A 19,351-nucleotide genomic window follows, 5' to 3' on the forward strand; every position below is an offset into this window, starting at 1 on the left:
GCGGTACTTGTACGTGAGGGCCATAATCCCCATAATGTCAGGCAGGCATGCTGGAGTCCCGCCAGCGGCGCCTGGCGGCGGCTCGCCGGAATGAGCGCCCCGACACCGGACGGGACATGGCAAGAGGATTTAAGTCATGGCTGACTTTCGCAATATTCAGGCGCAGCAGAGGCCGGTAGGCGGCGCTCGCGCCGATGCAGGCATCGATCAGGGTTTGCGCAGCTATATGCTGGGCGTCTACAACATGATGGCTATCGGTTTGGCCGTTACCGGCCTTGCTGCATTCGCCGTTGCGGCACTCGCAACGACGACGGACCCGTCCGCAGCCGTCGCGCAGCTTGCCAATGGCAAGATGCTCACGGGCCTTGGCGTCGCGCTCTACACTTCGCCGCTGCGCTGGGTGGTGATGCTTGCGCCGCTGGCGGCAGTGTTCTTCCTGAGCTTCCGCATCGAACGTCTTTCGGTCTCGACCGCTAACGCCGTCTTCTGGGGCTATGCAGCTCTCGTCGGCCTGTCGCTGTCGTCGATCTTCCTGGTCTTCACGGGCCAGAGCGTCGTTCGCACCTTCTTCGTGACGGCTGCGTCCTTCGGTGCGCTGTCGCTCTACGGCTACACGACCAAGCGTGACCTGTCCGCTATGGGCTCGTTCCTGATCATGGGCCTGTTCGGCCTGATCCTGGCTTCGGTCGTCAACATCTTCCTCGGCTCCACCGCGCTGCAATTCGCAATCTCGGTGATCGGCGTTCTGATCTTCGCAGGCCTCACCGCCTACGACACCCAGTCGATCAAGGAAATGTATTACGAAGGCGATGCATCGGATACGCAGGGCCGCAAGATCGTGATGGGCGCGCTGCGTCTCTATCTCGACTTCATCAATATGTTCACCTTCCTGCTGCAGTTCATGGGCAACCGTGAATAGTCGCTGGATCAGGTTCTGAATGAAAAGGGCAGCGGAAACGCCGCCCTTTTTGCTTTTGTCCGGTCGCTTCCTGATGCATTCTGGAAATGTGTAAAATCATTTCTCCGGTTCTGCCTCATGCCCATCGTCCGCGATTTTCACCCCACCGACATCGATGCCATCACTGCAATCTATACCGAAGCCGTGTTGAACGGCTCCGGTTCCTACGAGGTCGAGCCGCCGTCGCGCGAAGACCTGCGCCAGCGCTTTGAGGGCTTCGTCGCGCAGGGTTTCCCTATTCTGATCGCGGAAGAGGATGGTGTGGTTCTGGGCTATGCCTATGCCAGCTATTTCCGCACCAGACCGGCCTATCGCTGGCTTGCGGAGGATTCGATCTATATCGCGCCCGAGGCCAAGAAGAAGGGCGTGGGCAAGCTTCTCCTGCGCGAACTGATCGAACGGGCCGCCCAGCTCGGCTTCCGGCAGCTTTTGGCTGTCATCGGTGATGGCGAGAACAATATCGGCTCGGTGCGGCTGCATGAAAGCATGGGTTTCGTGCATTGCGGACGAATTGAGGGCTCCGGCTTCAAGCATGGGCGCTGGCTGGATACGGTGCTGATGCAGCTGCCGCTCAATGGCGGGCGCACGCTGGAGCCGGGAGCACCGCCGCTTTCATAAATCAAATGGCGGGTCAGTGCCCCTTCGACAGGCTCACCCTTCGACAAGCTCGCCCTTCGACAAGCTCAGGGGAGGGCGTTGCAGACTACGCTCCCCTCATCCTGAGGAGCCGTTGAAAACGGCGTCTCGAAGGATCGAAGGATTGAGGAACCGAAGGCTAATCAGGCCTCGACGAGTTTCAGGCTCTTGTCGAAAACGCGCAGCACGCGGTCCAGTTCATGGCCGCGCTTCATGATCAGTCCGCTTGCAGCGATGACCGCGTAAGCGCCTTGCTTTTGCGCGAGCTTGGGATTTTTCTCGATCCGGAACAGCGGAACCTCGCTGGCGCGTCGGAAGATGGAAAAGACCGCCCGGTCGCTCAGATGGTCGATAGCGTAGTCGCGCCAGGCACCGGCGGCGACCATGCGGCCATAGATGTTCAGGATCTTGCCAAGTTCATGCCGGTCGAAACTGATGGCGGTGGGAACCGGCCTTGCGCGGTCGAGAGAGACGACCTTTGGCGACGCGGACGCGTTGGACGAGGATGATGAATCCTCTGCGCTTGAAATATCCATGTCCTTCCTTTCAGCCCTGTGGGTGGCGAAGCGGCAGGTGCGTTTGAAACGCATGACAGGAGGGTGATGCTTTTGTGAAACAAATTCAAGTGCGGGAAGGCGCGGCACCGTTCAAATGAACGGGATTTCCCTCATAAAACGCTGGATTTTGCACGCGGGCCGCTGTGCATTAGCTGTTCACGAAAAACGAAAGTCTGTCGGCAATGGTGATCGTTGAACACATTTTCGCCTTGTCAGCTTCGCATTCCAGCCTGATTATGGCTTCAGCATCTACGTGTTGCCTGAGACGGTTCGGTTCGGGTATGTCCGACCCCAAGCCCCCCGCCCAAAGGACTGCCCGAGCCGAACCAACTTTTTCGTCCGACCGAGCCGCAACACCAGATATTCCCGCAATATGACAGCTAACCTCACACCATCCGGCCCGATGCCGAATGGATAATGGCTTGCGGCCGAATGCCTGCGATCAGAAGCCGACCGGCGCTTTCTGCTTGAACATGGCTGCGCCATGAATGCGCCCGAGCGAGTTGTCGTCCCGGGTTTCCTGAAGAATGACCGCGCAACCGGAAACATCCTTACGCTTCAATTCAGAAGCAGGGAGCTCGATTTTCAGCGGCTTGCCATCCCACATGCCGATCGTGTTGATCTCGCTCACCGTGTTTCGGTAGGTGATATCCTGACCGGCATTCTCGCCTTCGGTGATTGGGATGGTGACCGCATCGCGGAAATAGAACAGAACGACATGCACCGGCGACTTTGGCTTTTCGCCAGCCCCGATCTCGATGGACAGGCGACCATCGTCGAGCCGGTTGATCGCAACCGGCACTGTCAGCTTGTCGGCGGCGACCTGTGCCTTGATGGCGCCCGCATCGCGCCCATTGACCTCCGCCTGACCATTGATGATGGCCTGCGGCGTATAGATCATGCGCGCGTTGAAGGAGTTACGGTAAGCATTCTGGCGGTCGGTATTATCCTGAGTGGCAAGCGTGTCGCGCCACCCCATATAATCCCAGTAATTGACGTGGAACGACAGCGCCAGCACGCTGGGGTCATCGGCGAACTTGGCAAAATTATCGTCCGCCTTCGGGCAGGACTTGCAGCCCTGACTGGTGAAAAGCTCTACCACCGCGGTTTTCTTGGGCGCTGCTTCAGCCGATGCAGAACCCTGCATGGAAACGCAACCGGTGAAAGCCAGCCCCAGAACGGCGCAGACATTGCGCCAGCCCGGCAGGGAATCGCCGGTCAGCCATGTGGCTGTTCCATAGAATGAGGGCTGAACGGTCACTTTGTATGATCCTGCATTAATTGACGATGACATCTATTATGTAGGAATTACGCCGATCAATGGGAATTCACGTTGCGGTGAGATTCAGCGGCGAGTGTGCTCTATTTGCGTCAGAAACGAAAAGGCCGCCGGATTGCTCCGGCGGCCTTTTTGTTTCAGTCGGGCGCTGATTAAGCAGCGAGATCGCGCAGAACGGTCTGCAGAATGCCGCCGTTCTTCATGTAGTCGAGCTCGTCCAGCGTATCGATGCGGCAGATGAGCGGAACCTTCTTCACCGAGCCGTCGGCATAGGTGATGGAAGCTTCGACCTTCTGACGCGGACGCACATCGGCCAGACCTTCGATGGTGACGATTTCGTCGCCCTTGAGGCCCAGCGTCTGCCAGCTCGTGCCTTCCTCGAAGACGAAAGGCACAATGCCCATGCCGACGAGGTTGGAACGGTGGATACGCTCGAAAGACTGCGCAATCACGGCCTTCACGCCAAGCAGGTTGGTGCCCTTGGCAGCCCAGTCACGCGAAGAACCATTGCCATATTCGACGCCTGCGAAGACGACGAGCGGCACGCCCTCGGCCTTGTACTGCATGGCAGCATCATAGATCGAGGTTTCTTCCTTCGACGGGTAGTGGATGGTGTAGCCGCCTTCACGTCCGTTTTCGCCCAGCATGTGGTTGCGGATACGGATGTTGGCGAAGGTGCCGCGCATCATCACTTCATGGTTGCCGCGACGCGTGCCGTACTGGTTGAAGTCGGCAACGCCAACGCCATGGTCGATGAGGTATTTACCGGCAGGCGACTGCGCCTTGATCGAACCGGCAGGCGAAATGTGGTCAGTCGTGATCTTGTCGCCGAAGAGGCCAAGAATACGAGCACCCTTCACGTCGCCGATCGTGCCAGCCGACTTGCCCATGCCGACGAAGTAAGGCGGGTTCTGCACATAGGTCGAGTTGTCGTCCCATGCATAGGTCTGGCCCGCAGGAACCTGAACGGCCTGCCAGTTTTCGTCGCCCTTGAACACGTCCGCATATTTCTCCGAGAAGATTTTGCGGGTGACGTTCTTGGCGATGAAGTCCTGGATTTCCTGAGAGGAAGGCCAGATGTCGCGGAGGTATACCGGGTTGCCGTTCTGGTCTTCGCCAAGCGGCTCCTTGGTCAGGTCCTTGGTGACCGTACCGGCAAGAGCATGAGCGACGACAAGCGGTGGCGAAGCAAGGTAGTTTGCCTGTACATCCGGCGAAACGCGGCCTTCGAAGTTACGGTTGCCGGACAGAACGGCAGCCGCGATCAGGCCCTTTTCGTTGATGGTCTTGGAGATCGGTGCCGGCAGCGGACCGGAATTGCCGATGCAGGTCGTGCAGCCGAAGCCGACGAGGTTGAAGCCGAGCGCATCGAGATCCTTCTGGAGACCGGCGGATTCGAGATAGGCGGCAACGACCTGAGAGCCGGGCGCGAGCGAGGTCTTGACCCAAGGCTTGGTCTTGAGGCCCTTGGCGACGGCGTTGCGGGCCAGAAGACCGGCAGCGATCAACACGCTCGGGTTCGAGGTGTTGGTGCAGGACGTGATAGCGGCAATCACCACATCGCCATGGCCGAGGTCGAAATCTTCGCCTTCGACGGCATAGCGCGTGGTCTGGCCGGTGGTCTTCTTGTATTCGTTTTCGAGCGAGGTCGCGAAACCGGAGCCGATGTTTTCCAGCGGAATGCGGCCTTCAGGACGCTTCGGACCGGCCATCGAGGGAACAACGTCGCCCATGTCGAGTTCGAGAACGTCGGTGAAGACCGGATCGGCTGCGCCCTTGTCGCGCCACATGCCCTGCGCACGGCAGTATGCTTCAACCAGCTCGATGCGATGTTCATCGCGACCAGTGGTGTTCATGTAGTTCAGCGTTTCGCTGTCAACCGGGAAGAAGCCGCAGGTTGCGCCATATTCCGGCCCCATGTTTGCGATGGTCGCACGGTCGGCCAGCGTCATGTTTTCGAGGCCTTCGCCGAAGAATTCGACGAACTTGCCGACAACGCCCTTCTTGCGCAGCATCTGCGTGACGGTGAGCACGAGGTCGGTCGCGGTGACGCCTTCCTTGACCTTGCCGGTCAGGCGGAAGCCGACGACTTCCGGCAGAAGCATGGAAACCGGCTGGCCGAGCATGGCAGCTTCAGCTTCGATGCCGCCCACGCCCCAGCCCAGAACGCCAAGGCCGTTGACCATGGTGGTGTGGCTGTCGGTGCCGACGCAGGTGTCGGGATAAGCGACGGTTTCGCCGTCTTCTTCCTTGGTCCAGACTGCCTGGGCCAGATATTCGAGATTCACCTGATGGCAGATGCCGGTGCCTGGAGGAACAACGCGGAAGTTCTGGAACGCCTGCTGGCCCCACTTCAGAAAGCGGTAGCGTTCGCCGTTGCGCTGATATTCGAGGTCCACATTGGCCTTGAATGCGCTTGGATTGCCGAATTCGTCAACGATGACCGAGTGATCGATGACCAGATCGACGGGCACGAGCGGGTTGATCTTTTCCGGGTCGCCGCCGAGCGCCTTGAGGCCGTCGCGCATGGCTGCAAGGTCGACAACAGCTGGAACGCCGGTGAAATCCTGCATGAGAACGCGGGCCGGGCGGTAGGCGATTTCTGCACCGGCTTTGCCGCGGTCGGCCAGCCACTTGGCGACAGCTTCAATATCCGACTTCTTGACGGAGCGGTCGTCCTCGAAGCGAAGCAGGTTCTCAAGAAGAACCTTCATGGAGAAAGGAAGCTTGGAAACGCCTTCGAGGCCGTTCTTTTCGGCTTCGGTCAGGCTGTAATAGACATAGTCTTTACCGCCGACGGTGAGGGTTTTGCGACATTTGAAGCTGTCAATGTGTGACACTGCGTTCGTCCTTATGCTACTGGCCGGAAAACCAGGACGAACGCCTAGGCTAGCGTTTCAAGGACGCGCCAAGGTGCGGGTGCAGTCATTTCCGCTGTCCGTCCCGAAGCCTGGGTCCTCACGGGCGCCAGGTGTTTGAGATCGGCCAAAAATGGTTTCCACGCCGACCGCTGGCGTGGTAGCCCTCATATAGAGAGTTTTCTAAAACGATTCCAGACTGAATTTCGTGAATTCGCTGCCTTGCGGCGAAATGTTGCGATCCTTCCGTTCGTTCCCGAAACTCTGGGAGACGGTTGGTTTTTGAGGAGAGAAAATGCGGCTTGAGGCCGAAAATCTGGGTGGCGAACGGGGTGGCGAGACGATCTTCTCCAACCTTTCTTTCACGCTCGATGGCGGGGAGGCGCTGGTGGTCACCGGCCCGAACGGGTCCGGCAAATCCACCTTGCTGCGAATCATCTGCGGTCTGCTCGCGCCGGAAGAAGGCCGCATCGCACTGATCGAGGACGGCGCATCGCTGCCCGTGCAGGCGGCCTGTCATTATCTCGGCCATCAAAATGCGATGAAACCGGCCTTGAGCGTGCGCGAAAATCTTTTGTTCTGGCAGCGGTTTAACGGCGCGGGAGCGCTCGACATTGATGACGCGCTGGAAGCTGTCAACCTGCCCGGCGTCGAACATCTGCCTTTCGGCTATCTCTCCACCGGGCAAAAGCGTCGCGTCTCCATTGCCAAGCTTCTGGTCAGCCATCGCCCGCTATGGATTGTCGATGAGCCGACCGCCGGTCTCGACAAGGCGTCGGAAACCCGTTTTGCCGTGCTGATGCGCGACCATCTGCAACAGGGCGGCATGATCATTGCCGCCACGCATATTCCGCTGGGGCTGGAAGGTGCGAACACGCTCGATATGGCCAGATTCTCGCATGAGGCGTTTTGATGCTGGCGCTGTTCCTTCGCGACATGCGCCTGAGCTTTCGCGCGGGCGGCGGTGCGCTGGTCGGCATATTGTTCTTTCTCGCTGTTATTTCGGTGATGCCATTCGGCGTCGGCCCGGACCTCAATCTACTGGCGCGGATCGGTCCGGCCATGCTGTGGATCGGTGCGTTGCTGGCGACGCTGCTCGGCCTCGACCGGCTGTTTCAGGCCGACCGTGACGATGGCTCGCTCGATCTGCTGCTGATCGGCTCCGACCGTCACATGCTGGCGCTCACGGTTCTGGTCAAATGCGTCGCCCATTGGGCGGCGAGCGTTTTGCCGCTGGTAATCGCCTCGCCCATGCTCGGCCTGTTCATGAATATGGATGCGGCGGCAATCGGTGCCACAACCCTGACGCTTCTGGTCGGCACACCCGCCATCGCCTTTGTCGGTGCGGTGGGTGCGGCGCTGGCGGTGGCTCTGCCGCGCGGCGGACTGCTTGTTTCGGTCATCGTGCTGCCGCTCACCATTCCGGTTCTCATTTTTGGTGTATCTGCTTCTTACGGAGCGACGGTAGACAACGCCCCCTTTCTGGCTCCATTTCTGGTGCTTGCCGCACTGACGCTGTTTTTCGCTGTGCTGGGACCGCTGGCCGCGAGCGCGGCGCTGAAGAATTCGGCGGATTGAGCATGATCCCGAAAAGTGGGAACCGCCTTCGCGGGGAAAACAGTCCACTGGACTGTTTTCTGATCCCGCTACGATCGGAATCGGATCATGCTCGACCGATTGACGCAGTTGAGCGCGGTCAATTGAACGGCATGAGGGGGGAGGTTAAGTATAGGTCATGACGAAAGACGCCGTGAAAACCGCAAGCTGGCTCGATATGGCCAATCCCACACGCTTCCTCGCTTTTGCGGGCAAGGTTTTGCCGTGGCTGGCGGGGCTTGCCGTTCTGTTCCTTGCCGCCGGTCTCGGTATGGTTTTCCTGTCGCCGGACGATTACCAGCAAGGCCTCACAGTCCGCATCATGTATATCCATGTGCCTTTCGCATGGCTTTCCATGATGTGTTACTCGATCATGGCAGTGTCGGCTCTCGGCACACTGGTCTGGCGGCATCCGCTGGCCGATGTGTCGATCCGCTCGGCTGCCCCCTTGGGTGCGGTTTTCACCGCATTGGCGCTTGCCACGGGTTCGCTATGGGGCAAGCCCATGTGGGGCACGTGGTGGGTGTGGGATGCACGCCTGACCTCGGTTTTCGTGCTGTTCCTGATGTATCTCGGTATCATCGCGCTATCGCGCGCCTTCGCCGATCCGGCCAAGAGTGCCAAGCCGGTGGCGGTGCTGACGCTGGTGGGCTTCATCAACATCCCGATCATCAAATTCTCGGTCGACTGGTGGAACACGTTGCATCAGCCAGCTTCCGTTTTCCGCATGGGCGGGCCGACCATCGATGGCTCCATGTTGCGCCCGTTATTCGTGATGGCGATTGGCTTCACGCTGCTATTCCTTGCGCTGCATATGATGGCGATGCGCAACGAAATATGGCGTCGCCGCGTGGCTTCGATGAAGAAGCTCGCCGCCCGCAACGCTGATCGCAAACGCGGCAAACAAATGCAGGAGGAGGGCGCGGTATGAGCAATCATCTCGGCTTCGTCATGGCCGCTTATGGCATCACCATCGCGGCGCTTATCCTGACTGTCGGCTGGATATATATCGATCAGCGTATCCAGAAGAATGAGCTGAAGCGGCTTGAGGCGCAGGGCGTGCGCCGCCGCTCGTCAAAGGCGCCGGTTCAATGACGGAAACGACACAAAAGCACGCCGCGCCGAAAAAACGCGCCACATGGGCAGCGCTGCTTCCATTGCTGGTGTTTGTGGGGCTTGCAGCCGTCTTCGCCGTGCAGCTTCTGTCAGGCAAGGATAGCTCGGCCATTCCATCTGCTTTGATCGGCAAGCAAGCGCCGCAAACCAATCTCCCGGCGGTCGAAGGCCTGATGCGCGATGGCGTTCCGGTGCCGGGCCTCAACAGCGAAGATTTCAAAACGGGTCCGGGGGGCAAGCTGACACTGGTGAATGTCTGGGGATCGTGGTGCGTTCCCTGCCGTCAGGAGCATCCGCTCCTGATGGAAATCGCCAGGGACAGCCGCATCCGTCTGGTGGGCCTTAACTACAAGGACCAGCCCGAAAACGCCCGCCGCTTTCTGGGCGATCTCGGCAATCCCTTTGCCGCTGTCGGCGCCGACCGCGTGGGTCGCTCAGCCATCGAATGGGGCGTCTACGGCGTGCCGGAAACCTTCCTCGTCGGCCCGGACGGCAAGATCATTTATAAGCATGTCGGCCCGTTCACGCCGGAGTCGGTGCGGGATGATCTGATGCCTGCGGTGGAAAAGGCCTTTCAATAATCATCGACCTTACAACGTCGTGGTTTATGGACGTTGCTGCGCTGCTCTTTTCCCTCATCCTAAGGAGCTGTTGAAAACAGCGCATCACCCTGAGCTTGTCGAAGGATCGAAGGGCTGAGGGAAAAACGCACATCTCCCCTCAGCCCTTCGAGACGGTTCCCTTCGCAAGCTCAGGGCCCCTCCTCAGGATGAGGGGGGCGAAGCAACAGGTTTACAACGAGCAGATTATGAAAAAGCCCCGCATTTGCGGGGCTTTTGCTTTTCTTTTGATAATCAATCCGGCAATTTCCGCACCGCACCCTTGGCGGCGCTGGTTGCCATGGAGGCATAAGCCTTCAGCGCAGTGGAAATCTTGCGCTTGCGATCTTCGGCGGGCTTCCAGCCCGTTGCTTCCTGTTCGGCGCGGCGTTCGGCCAGCGTTGCATCGTCCACGGCGAGGTGGATCTTGCGGTTCGGAATGTCGATATCGATGATATCGCCTTCGCGCACCAGACCGATCGTGCCGCCTTCGGCTGCTTCCGGCGAAACATGGCCGATGGAGAGGCCCGACGAGCCGCCCGAGAAACGACCGTCGGTGATCAGCGCGCAGGCCTTGCCCAGACCCTTCGACTTCAGATAGCTGGTCGGGTAGAGCATTTCCTGCATGCCGGGGCCGCCGCGCGGGCCTTCATAGCGGATCAGCACGATATCGCCAGCCTTGATCTTGCCGTTCAAAATGCCGAGTACCGCCGTATCCTGGCTTTCGAAAATACGCGCCGGGCCGGAGAACTTAAGGATGGAATCATCCACGCCTGCCGTTTTCACGATGCAGCCGTCTTCCGCCAGATTGCCGTAAAGCACGGCCAGACCGCCATCCTGACTAAACGCGTGTTCCTTGGAGCGGATAACGCCCTTTTCGCGGTCGGTATCGACGCTATCAAAGCGGCGCTCCTGGCTGAATGCCACCTGCGTCGGCACGCCACCCGGTGCCGCCGAATAGAACTTGTGCACCATTTCGCTGTTGGTACGGGTCACGTCCCAATGATCCAGCGCCTTGGCAACCGTCTGGCTGTGCACGGTCGGCAGATCGGTATTGATCAGGCCCGCTTTGTCGAGCTGGCCGAGAATGCCCATGATGCCGCCCGCACGGTGCACATCTTCCATGTGAACCGTATTGTTGGCAGGGGCGACCTTGCAAAGCACCGGCACGCGGCGCGACAGGCGGTCGATATCGGCCATGGTGAAATCGATTTCGGCTTCCTGCGCGGCGGCGAGAAGATGCAGGACCGTATTGGTCGAACCGCCCATGGCGATGTCGAGCGTCATGGCGTTTTCAAACGCCGGGAAGCTTGCAATCGAGCGCGGCAGCACGCTTTCGTCGTCCTGCTCGTAATAACGGCGGGCGAGATCGACGACTAGATGGCCGGCTTCTACGAAGAGGCGCTTGCGGTCGGCATGGGTTGCGAGCGTCGAGCCGTTGCCCGGCAGTGACAGGCCAAGCGCTTCGGTGAGGCAGTTCATCGAGTTTGCGGTGAACATGCCCGAGCACGAACCGCAAGTCGGGCAGGCGGAGCGTTCAATCGTCTTGACCTGCTCGTCGGTATAGTGATCGTCGGCAGCGGCGACCATGGCGTCAACCAGGTCGAGCTTCTTGATCTGGTCGTCCCAGACGACCTTGCCCGCTTCCATCGGTCCGCCCGAAACGAACACGACCGGAATATTGAGGCGCAGCGCGGCCATCAGCATGCCGGGGGTGATCTTGTCGCAGTTGGAAATGCAGACCATCGCATCGGCGCAATGGGCATTGACCATATATTCGACCGAGTCGGCGATGAGTTCGCGCGATGGCAGCGAATAGAGCATGCCGTCATGGCCCATGGCGATACCGTCATCGACCGCGATGGTGTTGAATTCCTTGGCCACGCCGCCAGCACTTTCGATTTCGCGCGCGACGAGCTGGCCGAGATCCTTGAGGTGAACGTGGCCCGGCACGAACTGTGTGAACGAGTTCACCACAGCAATAATCGGCTTGCCGAAATCCTCATCCTTCATGCCGGTGGCGCGCCATAGGCCGCGCGCACCCGCCATATTCCGGCCGTGGGTGGTTGTTCGCGAACGATAAGGAGGCATTTTCTGACCTTTTAGGAATTATTCTAACTTTATAATGCGGTATGACAGAACCACCCACAGCAGGCAAAGCGCAAATTGCCCCATATTGCCAGAAGCGGGACCATTTGCCGGTTTACGGACAACGAAAGGGGTTCTCTCGTGCGCCAGCTTTCGCAGGCGCAATTGACCCCAATCTAGCAGGTTCTTGTTATAATGCAAAAGAATTTGAGCTCAAAACGTAACGAAATTGCTTGAACTCAATTTGCTGCTGTCGCCATGGCTGTGTCGAGGAGGGCATTTGCCATCTTCATACGCTGTTCCGCATCGGCGCGAAACTCTTGTGGCAGGCGGTCTGGATGATTGCTCGCGGCAAAGGAGCGACGCAGGCGTTGAAGCTCAGCGCGCGTCAGACCGGGGCGAAGGTTCAACTCTCGCCGTATCGCGTCGGGCGACTGGTTTTGCATGCGCTCAGCGATTGCTTGCCGTTCAGTCTCTCGCTGGTCGCTCTCGGCCGACTTTTCCTCAAAATAGAAAAGCGGCGCAAGATCGATTTCCGGGCGTGAGGGTGCGGCACTATCGCCCAACCCTGCCGAAAAGAACGCCGATGCAAGATTGATCTGCGACCGGCGAACGGCCTCTTCCTGACCGGAATTCGCCTCGGTTTCTTTCAGGACAGTCGCAAAATCCGGGAACGCCCGCCGCATCGGTCTCAGCGCACCGCGCCGGCTGAAAGGGCGGTTGCCAGCGTGCGGGTCAGTATGGTGGGCGGGATCGGCTTCTGAAAGACCGGCACTTCAGGATAGCGCGCCGCAAGCTCGGCAGGCAGCCCGCCGCCGGTATGGATGACGACGAATGTGTTGCGGCTTTTCAGCCGGTCCAGGATAGGTTCCACATTGCCGTCAATCAGATTGACATCGAGGATGGCGGCATCGACTTCATTACGATTGATGAGATCCATGGCCTGCCGGACAGTGCCGACCGGACCGACAACCGTTCCGTTCGCGTCTTCCACAGTCGCGGCAACGTCGAGAGCGACGAAAATTTCGTCCTCCACAACCAGTATGCGTCGCTGTTCAAGATCGTTCATCACTGTCTTTCACCTCTGCGGGAGCCCACTGAGCGAGGCCCGCGCTTCCATACAGAAAATGCGCGAACACAGAAGGTAGTTCCCTTCGCCGCATGATAATTCACTTATGGTGAATCAAATCTTTACCGCCGGAAGGGTGCTCCAGAAGGTAATTAGCCGATAATCAGAATGCCGTGAAAGTCAGCGTTGTCAGGGACCGCACGATATGCGGGATATTGAGCACATTGTCGTTGATGAACTTGCCGATATCGTCGCCCTCGGCGATATAGATTTTCGCCAGCAGGTCGAATTCACCGCTGGTCGAATAAAGCTCGGATACGATCTCGCGCTGAAAGAGAGTGTCGGCAACCTCATAGGTTTTGCCGGGAGCGCACTGCAGTTGCAGGAATACGGGCTTCATGTCTCTACCTTTCGCATCGATGGCGGCGTTCGAGGTTTCAAACACGGTCGGGCTGGCGAAATCAAGAGCCATTGCGGAATGAGGGCTTATCAATCGCTGCAAATCCTGTTCGAAACCCGACTGACGGCCCGGCCAAAAGCTGTGGTCAAAAAGAGCATTGGGTCATAATTGCTCTGGTAATATATCAATTTCAGGTGATGATCGGCTTTGCGTCCCAAATCGCTGTTATAGTCCCGCGCTTCGCATCGGGAACAATTTTCGACATATATCGATGCATTTCGAGGAGTATCCGAAAGTCTCATGAAGTTTATGTCTGTTTTGTCCCCGGCCTTTGCCCTCGCTTGCCTTGTTTCCCTGGTTTCGATGGCATTGCCTGCTTCCGCGATGAATGCGTCCGAGAAAGCGCAGCTCGAAAAGCTCGATCCGGTAACCCGTCTGGAACAGCGCTGCGATGTCGAGGCCATGGAGCGGATTACCCGCGAACAGAATAAATTTTCGGTCGATAAGGTGCTGGCCTATGCTTTTTCCGATCCGGTGACGAAGAAGAATTCCATTGCGGCAGACGGTGCTGCCTTCCGCAGCCGCGAGCACTGGTACAAGCTCGCCTTTACCTGCAAGACGGATGATGAACACATCAATATAACGTCTTTTCAATATGATATTGGCGACGAAGTCCCCGCCGACCAGTGGGACAAGCACTATCTGGTGCCGTGATTCAATAAAATCGCTGTATTTATAAATAACTGATAATCTTTGCGTCAAAGATTACAGCGCGCGGCATTCTTTCATTGCGCTCGTTCAATATTCCGAAATAATTGGGATTGCCAGCTGGGGCGATGTGTGGTCTCTCAATACATCAATTATTGCTAAACTTATAATAATAATCGGTTTTCCGGATATGACACTTAATCTGACCATTGCATTTATTGTTGTCGGGTTGCTGCTTTGGTATTTCAAATGCCGCAAGCTTGGGTTTGTTTCGATTGCCGTCGGCATCGTTCTGTATGGCGCAATCGCGTCGGCCATCCTGCCCGATTATCTGATGAACCGCCTGCAGTCGTCCTATTCATCGACGCTGCAATCCTCGCTTGAAGACAATACCGCCTTTATCGTCTTCGGCATGGGCACGCAGACCGTCATGGAACGCGGTGAAAAAGTGGTCGAACCGCTCGCCTTTTCCTATGGGCCGATCCTTGCTGCCGTGGGCATGAACCATCACTGTATCGAGAGCGCCCTGAAGTGCACCTTCATCGTCAGCGGCGCAGATGTGGCCGGGACCGGTGTGACCGAGGCGGCATCGATCGCCGGGCAATTGGTGAAGGCCGGTATTGATCCCGCTTCCATCCTGTTGGACGAAAAGAGCCGGAATACTTGGCAGAACGCCAAAAACACCGCAGCAATCCTGCGTGCGATCAAGCCCGCGAAGATCGTGCTGCTGCAAGCAGCGCCGATCATCAAGCGTGACTTGCTCTATCTGGCACATTTCGGCGTGAAGCCCGAGCCGGTCGCAGCCGGGTTTCTGACGGCGGCGCATACCAACATGTCTTCGGCGGGACTTTCTTTTCTGGTGACCGATTTGGCCCTGCATGAAGCGATAGGCGTCTGGCGCTATGAGTTCTATAACTACATGGGATGGAATGAGCCGAAACAGCCACCGCTTGCGTTGGGCAGCGCTGCGCCTTCGGCAGTTCTCGCGCCTGCCCATTGAGTTTATGATGCTACCGCCCGACGCGTTTTGATAGGGCGCTGGAAAAAATATCCCCGAAATAACCCCAAAAGTGAGCAGATTTTTCGAAGCGGTTTTAAATTTCGGTGAGGTTGTGGCATCCTGTCGTCAAAGACCTCTGATACTGTCCTGACCAATGGCTACGAGGGATACCCGTGGGGGGCCCAAAGGAAACAATGGAGGCGGTCGTGAAATTATCGAGACTTTCGCTCACTTTGGCGGCATTGGTGGCAGCGGCCTCGCTGGCCGGAACCGTTCAGGCGAGCCACGCGGATCAGACGCTTCTGAACGTGTCCTATGATCCGACGCGTGAGCTCTACAAGGATTACAATGCGGCCTTTGCGGCGCATTGGAAGAAGGAAACCGGCGAAACCGTCACCATCCGCGCATCGCATGGCGGTTCGGGCGCGCAGGCCCGTTCGGTGATCGACGGCGTCAAGGCTGATGTGGTCACGCTGGCGCTCGAAAGCGATATCGACGCGATAGCGTCGCGCACCGGCAAGATCGACAAGGAATGGCGCAAGCGCCTTCCGAACAATTCGTCGCCTTATACATCAACGATCGTTTTTCTGGTGCGCAAGGGCAACCCCAAGGCCATCAAGGACTGGGGTGATCTGGTGAAGGACGGTGTGGAAGTCATCACGCCGAACCCGAAGACATCCGGCGGCGCGCGCTGGAACTATCTTGCCGCCTGGGCCTGGGCCTACAAGCAGTATGGCGGCGACGAACAGAAGATCAAGGATTACATCGCTGACCTGTTCCGTCACGTGCCGGTGCTTGATACTGGCGCACGCGGCGCGACGACCAGCTTCGTGCAGCGCCAGCTCGGCGATGTGCTGCTGGCCTGGGAAAACGAAGCCTATCTTTCGGTTGCCGAATTCGGCGAGGATGCGTTCGATATCGTTGTGCCGCCGCAGTCGATCCTAGCTGAACCCCCGGTCTCTATCGTTGACAAGAACGCCGAGGAGAACGGCACCACCAAGCTGGCGCAGGCCTATCTCGAATATCTCTATTCGCCGGAAGGTCAGGCTATCGCAGCCAAGCATTTCTACCGTCCGTCGAAGCCGGACCTCATCCCGGCTGACCAGCAGCGCAAGCTTCCAGACCTGACGCTGGTAACCATCGACGATCCGATTTTCGGCGGTTGGGCCAAGGCGCAGCCTTACCATTTCGGTGACGGCGGTACGTTCGACCAGATCTACAAGCCTGGCAAATAAGGGGCAGACAAAAGCACAGTCAGCCGGTCAGAACCGAAGCTGATATTTGCAGCCACTGAAAAAGGGAACAAAACAACAGCATGTCTTCGCTCCCTGCACGGGCCAGAGCAGGGTCGCACTTTCGCAAGCCGAGCGTCATTCCAGGTTTCGGACTGACGTTCGGTTTCAGTGTTGCCTATCTGACCCTTCTCATTCTCATTCCGCTGGCGGCCCTCGTGCTGCGCTCCAGCGAGATCGGTTTCTCCGGCTTCTGGCGGCTGATCACCGATCAACGCACGTTGAAATCGCTGGAAACAAGCTTTGGAACGGCATTCATCGCCGCGCTGGTCAATGTCGTGTTCGGCGTTATTCTGGCCTGGGTTCTGACCCGCTATCGCTTTCCGGGCCGCCGTTTCATCGATGCCATTGTCGATATTCCCTTTGCGCTGCCGACAGCGGTTGCCGGTATTGCGCTGGCCGCCATCTATGCACCGAATGGCTGGATCGGCAGCCTGTTTGCGCCCTTCGGCATCCGCATCGCCTTTACGCGCATCGGTATCGTGGTCGCGCTGATCTTCATCGGCCTTCCTTTCGTGGTGCGCACGGTGCAGCCGATCATGGAAGAAATCAGCCGTGAGGTCGAAGAGGCTGCGGCGACGCTCGGTGCCACGCGTTTCCAGACCATCTGGCGGGTGCTTCTGCCCAGCCTTCAGCCTGCGATCCTCACCGGCTTTGCTCTCGCCTTTGCGCGTGGAGTGGGTGAATATGGCTCGGTCATCTTCATTGCGGGCAACACGCCCTATGTGTCGGAAATCGCGCCACTGCTGATCGTCGTCAAGCTGGAGGAATATGATTACGCCGGTGCGACGGCGCTCGCCACCATCATGCTGGTGCTTTCCTTCGCGATGCTCTTGTTCATCAATCTCATTCAGGCGCGTTCGAGAAAGAAATACGGCTATGGCGAATGAAACAACAGGCACTGGCCGCGCCAGCCGCACTGGCCGCGCCAGCCGTAGCGCCGTGACGGAAAGCCGGACCACGCGCATCATCCTGATTGCGCTGGCGCTGGCGTTTCTGGCGCTCTTTCTGATCCTGCCGGTGATTGCGGTTTTTGTGGAAGCCTTCCGCAAAGGCCCGACCGAATATCTCGAAGCCTTGCTGGAGCCGGACGCCTGGTCGGCGATCAAGCTCACCTTGACGGTTGCGGCCATCGCCGTGCCGCTCAATCTGGTTTTCGGCGTGGCCGCCGCATGGGCTATCGCCAAGTTCGAGTTCAAGGGCAAGGCACTGTTGACCACGCTGATCGACCTGCCGTTTTCGGTGTCGCCGGTCATTTCCGGTCTGGTCTTCGTGCTGCTGTTTTCCAGTCACAGCCTGCTCGGGCCGTGGCTGGAGCAGCATGGGATCCAGATACTCTTCGCGGTGCCCGGGATCGTTCTGGCGACGGTCTTCGTCACTTTTCCCTTCGTGGCGCGCGAACTGATCCCGCTGATGCAGGAGCAGGGAACCGGGGACGAAGAGGCGGCGATTTCACTTGGCGCTAATGGCTGGCAGACATTTCGCTATGTCACGTTGCCGAATATCAAATGGGGCCTTCTCTATGGCGTTCTGCTCTGTAATGCCCGCGCCATGGGTGAGTTCGGGGCGGTATCCGTGGTATCGGGCCGCATTCGCGGTCTCACCAATACGATGCCTTTGCACGTGGAAATCCTCTATAACGAGTATAACTTCGTTGCAGCATTTGCGGTGGCTTCGCTTCTGGCTCTGCTTGCGCTTCTGACGCTGGCGATCAAGACAATCCTGGAGCTGCGCTATAGCGATGAGCTGGCGGGCAGCAACGGGCACTGAAGGCAATTTGGAAAGCTGATCCGGGTGGTTGAAACCGGGCTCGGCTTCAAGGATAAATGGCCGCGAAGCGGCAGGGGAAGGATAGGGAATGGAAGTTCGTGTTGCCGACGTGCGTAAGGAGTTTGCCCGTTTTCCGGCTTTGCATAATGTGTCGCTGGATATCCGGTCTGGCGAACTGATCGCGCTGCTCGGCCCGTCCGGTTCGGGCAAGACGACGCTGCTGCGTCTGATCGCCGGGCTGGAAACACCGACGGAAGGCACGATTTTCTTCGGTGAGGAAGACGCCTCGCAGAAGAGCGTGCAGGAGCGCAATGTTGGTTTTGTGTTTCAGCATTATGCGCTGTTCCGGCATATGACGGTCGCGGACAATATCGGTTTTGGCCTGAAAGTGCGCCCCGGTTCGACCCGTCCTGCCACCAGCGAAATCCGTCGCCGTGCGCTGGAATTGCTCGATCTGGTGCAGTTGCAGGGGCTGGAAAAGCGTTATCCCGCCCAGCTTTCCGGTGGTCAGCGCCAGCGCGTCGCGCTTGCCCGCGCCATGGCCATCGAGCCGAAGGTTCTGCTGCTCGACGAGCCTTTTGGCGCGCTGGATGCGCTTGTGCGCAAGGAATTGCGCCGCTGGCTGCGTGAAATTCATGACAAGACCGGCCATACGACCGTTTTCGTCACGCATGATCAGGATGAAGCGCTCGAACTGGCCGACCGCGTGGTGGTCATGAGCCAGGGACGGATCGAACAACTCGGCACGCCCGATGAAATCTATGACAATCCGAACTCGCCTTTCGTCTATGGATTTATCGGCGAGTCCAGCACGCTTCCGGTCCGGGTCGAAAATGGCGAGGTCTGGCTGACGGATCGCAATATCGGCCTCACCGCCGAGGGCGCGGCAGAGGGCGAGGCGCAGCTCTATTTCCGCCCGCATGATGTGGAACTGCTCGACGGTTGCGGCGGCTGCATCGCAGGCACGGTTGTGGCAAGCCGCCGCTCCGGCGGTAAGCGGCGTGTGGAGCTTGAAGTGGGCGGTGCGCGTGAGCGCATCGAGATCGAAATTCCTGCCGAACACCCGGCTGCGGAGAAAAGCCGCATCGCGTTTCGTCCGCGCTACTGGAAGCTGTTTCCGGCAGGCGGACCGGAAAAGGCTTCGAGTGAAACTTCGGCGAAGATTGATGCCTGAATCGCGGTTTTTGACTGGCTAAGCAGACTAAAAGCGGCCTCCGCACGATGATTCTCGCGTGGAGGCCGCTTTTTTTGTTGTTCTGGACGAGAATGGCGGCGCGCGTTAAAATGGCTGCGACCGTACCCAGGGTGGTATTTTTTATAAATTCAATATGTTAGGGTTGTATTCAACGAGTTGATCCATAACGCAACATTACTACCGGGAAAGAATTGTGCGTTGCGATTTAAACGGTTTGAATATCAGCACAA

The 19,351-nt window shown here is 58.3% G+C and carries 20 protein-coding genes; 13 read left to right on the forward strand and 7 right to left on the reverse strand.

Translation table 11 applies throughout. The features are described 5' to 3' along the window. Positions 1-136: 136 nt before the first annotated feature. Together ABWW11_RS02035 and ABWW11_RS02040 are read left to right on the forward strand one after the other, a co-directional pair. Entirely contained in the window at positions 137-919 is a 783-nt protein-coding gene (locus ABWW11_RS02035; RefSeq protein WP_109368129.1) for a Bax inhibitor-1/YccA family protein, read from the forward strand. A gap of 117 nt (positions 920-1,036) precedes the next feature. Then, positions 1,037-1,576 (forward strand): GNAT family N-acetyltransferase, encoded by a 540-nt coding sequence (locus ABWW11_RS02040; RefSeq protein WP_109368130.1) that lies wholly within the window; start codon positions 1,037-1,039, stop codon positions 1,574-1,576. A 161-nt stretch (positions 1,577-1,737) separates the two neighbouring features. On the opposite strand, the gene ABWW11_RS02045 is transcribed toward ABWW11_RS02040, so the two are convergent. The 3 genes from ABWW11_RS02045 to acnA form a co-directional block, all read right to left on the reverse strand. Then, entirely contained in the window at positions 1,738-2,130 is a 393-nt protein-coding gene (locus ABWW11_RS02045) for a DUF2794 domain-containing protein (RefSeq protein ID WP_109368131.1), read from the reverse strand. Positions 2,131-2,593: 463 nt separating this feature from the next. Continuing rightward, positions 2,594-3,328 carry a DUF1223 domain-containing protein gene (locus tag ABWW11_RS02050; RefSeq protein ID WP_109370140.1) on the reverse strand — a complete coding sequence of 245 codons (735 nt, stop codon included), beginning with the start codon at positions 3,326-3,328 and terminating at the stop codon, positions 2,594-2,596. A 254-nt stretch (positions 3,329-3,582) separates the two neighbouring features. Next, positions 3,583-6,270: an aconitate hydratase AcnA gene (acnA, locus tag ABWW11_RS02055; RefSeq protein ID WP_121537044.1), complete on the reverse strand. Its 2,688-nt coding sequence runs from the start codon at positions 6,268-6,270 to the stop codon at positions 3,583-3,585. A gap of 313 nt (positions 6,271-6,583) precedes the next feature. Between acnA and ccmA the strand changes: the two genes are divergently transcribed. From ccmA to ABWW11_RS02080, 5 genes are all read left to right on the forward strand, one after another. Next, the gene (ccmA, locus tag ABWW11_RS02060) at positions 6,584-7,201 is read left to right on the forward strand and encodes a heme ABC exporter ATP-binding protein CcmA (protein ID WP_121537046.1); all 618 of its coding nucleotides are present in this window, start codon (positions 6,584-6,586) and stop codon (positions 7,199-7,201) included. Next, a complete protein-coding gene (gene ccmB / locus ABWW11_RS02065) occupies positions 7,201-7,866 on the forward strand; it encodes a heme exporter protein CcmB (RefSeq protein ID WP_109368134.1) in 666 nt (221 codons plus the stop codon). The genes ccmA and ccmB overlap by 1 nt, the downstream gene beginning before the upstream one ends. Before the next feature lie 157 nt (positions 7,867-8,023). After that, entirely contained in the window at positions 8,024-8,815 is a 792-nt protein-coding gene (locus ABWW11_RS02070) for a heme ABC transporter permease (protein ID WP_109368135.1), read from the forward strand. Beyond that, positions 8,812-8,979 carry a heme exporter protein CcmD gene (ccmD, locus tag ABWW11_RS02075; protein ID WP_109368136.1) on the forward strand — a complete coding sequence of 56 codons (168 nt, stop codon included), beginning with the start codon at positions 8,812-8,814 and terminating at the stop codon, positions 8,977-8,979. Before ABWW11_RS02070 ends, ccmD begins: the two co-directional genes overlap by 4 nt. Beyond that, positions 8,976-9,581 carry a DsbE family thiol:disulfide interchange protein gene (locus ABWW11_RS02080; protein ID WP_109368137.1) on the forward strand — a complete coding sequence of 202 codons (606 nt, stop codon included), beginning with the start codon at positions 8,976-8,978 and terminating at the stop codon, positions 9,579-9,581. The genes ccmD and ABWW11_RS02080 overlap by 4 nt, the downstream gene beginning before the upstream one ends. Before the next feature lie 273 nt (positions 9,582-9,854). On the opposite strand, the gene ilvD is transcribed toward ABWW11_RS02080, so the two are convergent. The 4 genes from ilvD to ABWW11_RS02100 all read right to left on the reverse strand — a co-directional run bounded on the left by ilvD (position 9,855) and on the right by ABWW11_RS02100 (position 13,156). Further along, a complete protein-coding gene (ilvD, locus tag ABWW11_RS02085; RefSeq protein WP_109368138.1) occupies positions 9,855-11,690 on the reverse strand; it encodes a dihydroxy-acid dehydratase in 1,836 nt (611 codons plus the stop codon). Positions 11,691-11,926: 236 nt separating this feature from the next. Continuing rightward, complete coding sequence (locus tag ABWW11_RS02090) at positions 11,927-12,373, reverse strand: hypothetical protein (protein WP_109368139.1); 447 nt, start codon at positions 12,371-12,373, stop codon at positions 11,927-11,929. A gap of 5 nt (positions 12,374-12,378) precedes the next feature. Continuing rightward, the gene (locus ABWW11_RS02095) at positions 12,379-12,756 is read right to left on the reverse strand and encodes a response regulator (RefSeq protein WP_109368140.1); all 378 of its coding nucleotides are present in this window, start codon (positions 12,754-12,756) and stop codon (positions 12,379-12,381) included. A gap of 163 nt (positions 12,757-12,919) precedes the next feature. Continuing rightward, positions 12,920-13,156: an Lrp/AsnC ligand binding domain-containing protein gene (locus tag ABWW11_RS02100; RefSeq protein ID WP_109370141.1), complete on the reverse strand. Its 237-nt coding sequence runs from the start codon at positions 13,154-13,156 to the stop codon at positions 12,920-12,922. Positions 13,157-13,456: 300 nt separating this feature from the next. Between ABWW11_RS02100 and ABWW11_RS02105 the strand changes: the two genes are divergently transcribed. The 6 genes from ABWW11_RS02105 (at position 13,457) to ABWW11_RS02130 (ending at position 19,100) form a co-directional block, all read left to right on the forward strand. Then, positions 13,457-13,870, forward strand: coding sequence for a DUF930 domain-containing protein (locus ABWW11_RS02105; RefSeq protein WP_109368141.1), 414 nt, complete (start codon positions 13,457-13,459; stop codon positions 13,868-13,870). Positions 13,871-14,054: 184 nt separating this feature from the next. Beyond that, the gene (locus ABWW11_RS02110) at positions 14,055-14,864 is read left to right on the forward strand and encodes a YdcF family protein (protein ID WP_121537060.1); all 810 of its coding nucleotides are present in this window, start codon (positions 14,055-14,057) and stop codon (positions 14,862-14,864) included. 206 nt (positions 14,865-15,070) lie between these two features. Then, positions 15,071-16,099, forward strand: a complete 1,029-nt coding sequence (locus ABWW11_RS02115; protein WP_109370142.1) for a sulfate ABC transporter substrate-binding protein — start codon at positions 15,071-15,073, stop codon at positions 16,097-16,099. An 80-nt stretch (positions 16,100-16,179) separates the two neighbouring features. Beyond that, entirely contained in the window at positions 16,180-17,046 is an 867-nt protein-coding gene (cysT, locus tag ABWW11_RS02120) for a sulfate ABC transporter permease subunit CysT (protein WP_109368142.1), read from the forward strand. Next, entirely contained in the window at positions 17,036-17,926 is an 891-nt protein-coding gene (gene cysW, locus ABWW11_RS02125; protein ID WP_109368143.1) for a sulfate ABC transporter permease subunit CysW, read from the forward strand. The genes cysT and cysW overlap by 11 nt, the downstream gene beginning before the upstream one ends. A gap of 88 nt (positions 17,927-18,014) precedes the next feature. Continuing rightward, complete coding sequence (locus tag ABWW11_RS02130) at positions 18,015-19,100, forward strand: sulfate/molybdate ABC transporter ATP-binding protein (RefSeq protein ID WP_109368144.1); 1,086 nt, start codon at positions 18,015-18,017, stop codon at positions 19,098-19,100. Positions 19,101-19,351 lie beyond the last annotated feature (251 nt).

The sequence above is a fragment of the Brucella sp. NBRC 113783 genome, from assembly GCF_040372265.1.
Lineage (GTDB): Bacteria > Pseudomonadota > Alphaproteobacteria > Rhizobiales > Rhizobiaceae > Brucella > Brucella teleogrylli.

Excerpts from the sequence above, each read along its gene's own strand:
- ABWW11_RS02035 (WP_109368129.1), top strand. The coding sequence starts at position 137 with ATGGCTGACTTTCGCAATATTCAGGCGCAGCAGAGGCCGGTAGGCGGC.
- ABWW11_RS02040 (WP_109368130.1), top strand. The coding sequence starts at position 1,037 with ATGCCCATCGTCCGCGATTTTCACCCCACCGACATCGATGCCATCACT.
- ABWW11_RS02045 (WP_109368131.1), bottom strand. The coding sequence starts at position 2,130 with ATGGATATTTCAAGCGCAGAGGATTCATCATCCTCGTCCAACGCGTCC.
- ccmA (WP_121537046.1), top strand. The coding sequence starts at position 6,584 with ATGCGGCTTGAGGCCGAAAATCTGGGTGGCGAACGGGGTGGCGAGACG.
- ccmB (WP_109368134.1), top strand. The coding sequence starts at position 7,201 with ATGCTGGCGCTGTTCCTTCGCGACATGCGCCTGAGCTTTCGCGCGGGC.
- ABWW11_RS02070 (WP_109368135.1), top strand. The coding sequence starts at position 8,024 with ATGACGAAAGACGCCGTGAAAACCGCAAGCTGGCTCGATATGGCCAAT.
- ccmD (WP_109368136.1), top strand. The coding sequence starts at position 8,812 with ATGAGCAATCATCTCGGCTTCGTCATGGCCGCTTATGGCATCACCATC.
- ABWW11_RS02080 (WP_109368137.1), top strand. The coding sequence starts at position 8,976 with ATGACGGAAACGACACAAAAGCACGCCGCGCCGAAAAAACGCGCCACA.
- ilvD (WP_109368138.1), bottom strand. The coding sequence starts at position 11,690 with ATGCCTCCTTATCGTTCGCGAACAACCACCCACGGCCGGAATATGGCG.
- ABWW11_RS02090 (WP_109368139.1), bottom strand. The coding sequence starts at position 12,373 with ATGCGGCGGGCGTTCCCGGATTTTGCGACTGTCCTGAAAGAAACCGAG.
- ABWW11_RS02095 (WP_109368140.1), bottom strand. The coding sequence starts at position 12,756 with ATGAACGATCTTGAACAGCGACGCATACTGGTTGTGGAGGACGAAATT.
- ABWW11_RS02100 (WP_109370141.1), bottom strand. The coding sequence starts at position 13,156 with ATGAAGCCCGTATTCCTGCAACTGCAGTGCGCTCCCGGCAAAACCTAT.
- ABWW11_RS02105 (WP_109368141.1), top strand. The coding sequence starts at position 13,457 with ATGAAGTTTATGTCTGTTTTGTCCCCGGCCTTTGCCCTCGCTTGCCTT.
- ABWW11_RS02110 (WP_121537060.1), top strand. The coding sequence starts at position 14,055 with ATGACACTTAATCTGACCATTGCATTTATTGTTGTCGGGTTGCTGCTT.
- cysT (WP_109368142.1), top strand. The coding sequence starts at position 16,180 with ATGTCTTCGCTCCCTGCACGGGCCAGAGCAGGGTCGCACTTTCGCAAG.
- cysW (WP_109368143.1), top strand. The coding sequence starts at position 17,036 with ATGGCGAATGAAACAACAGGCACTGGCCGCGCCAGCCGCACTGGCCGC.
- ABWW11_RS02130 (WP_109368144.1), top strand. The coding sequence starts at position 18,015 with ATGGAAGTTCGTGTTGCCGACGTGCGTAAGGAGTTTGCCCGTTTTCCG.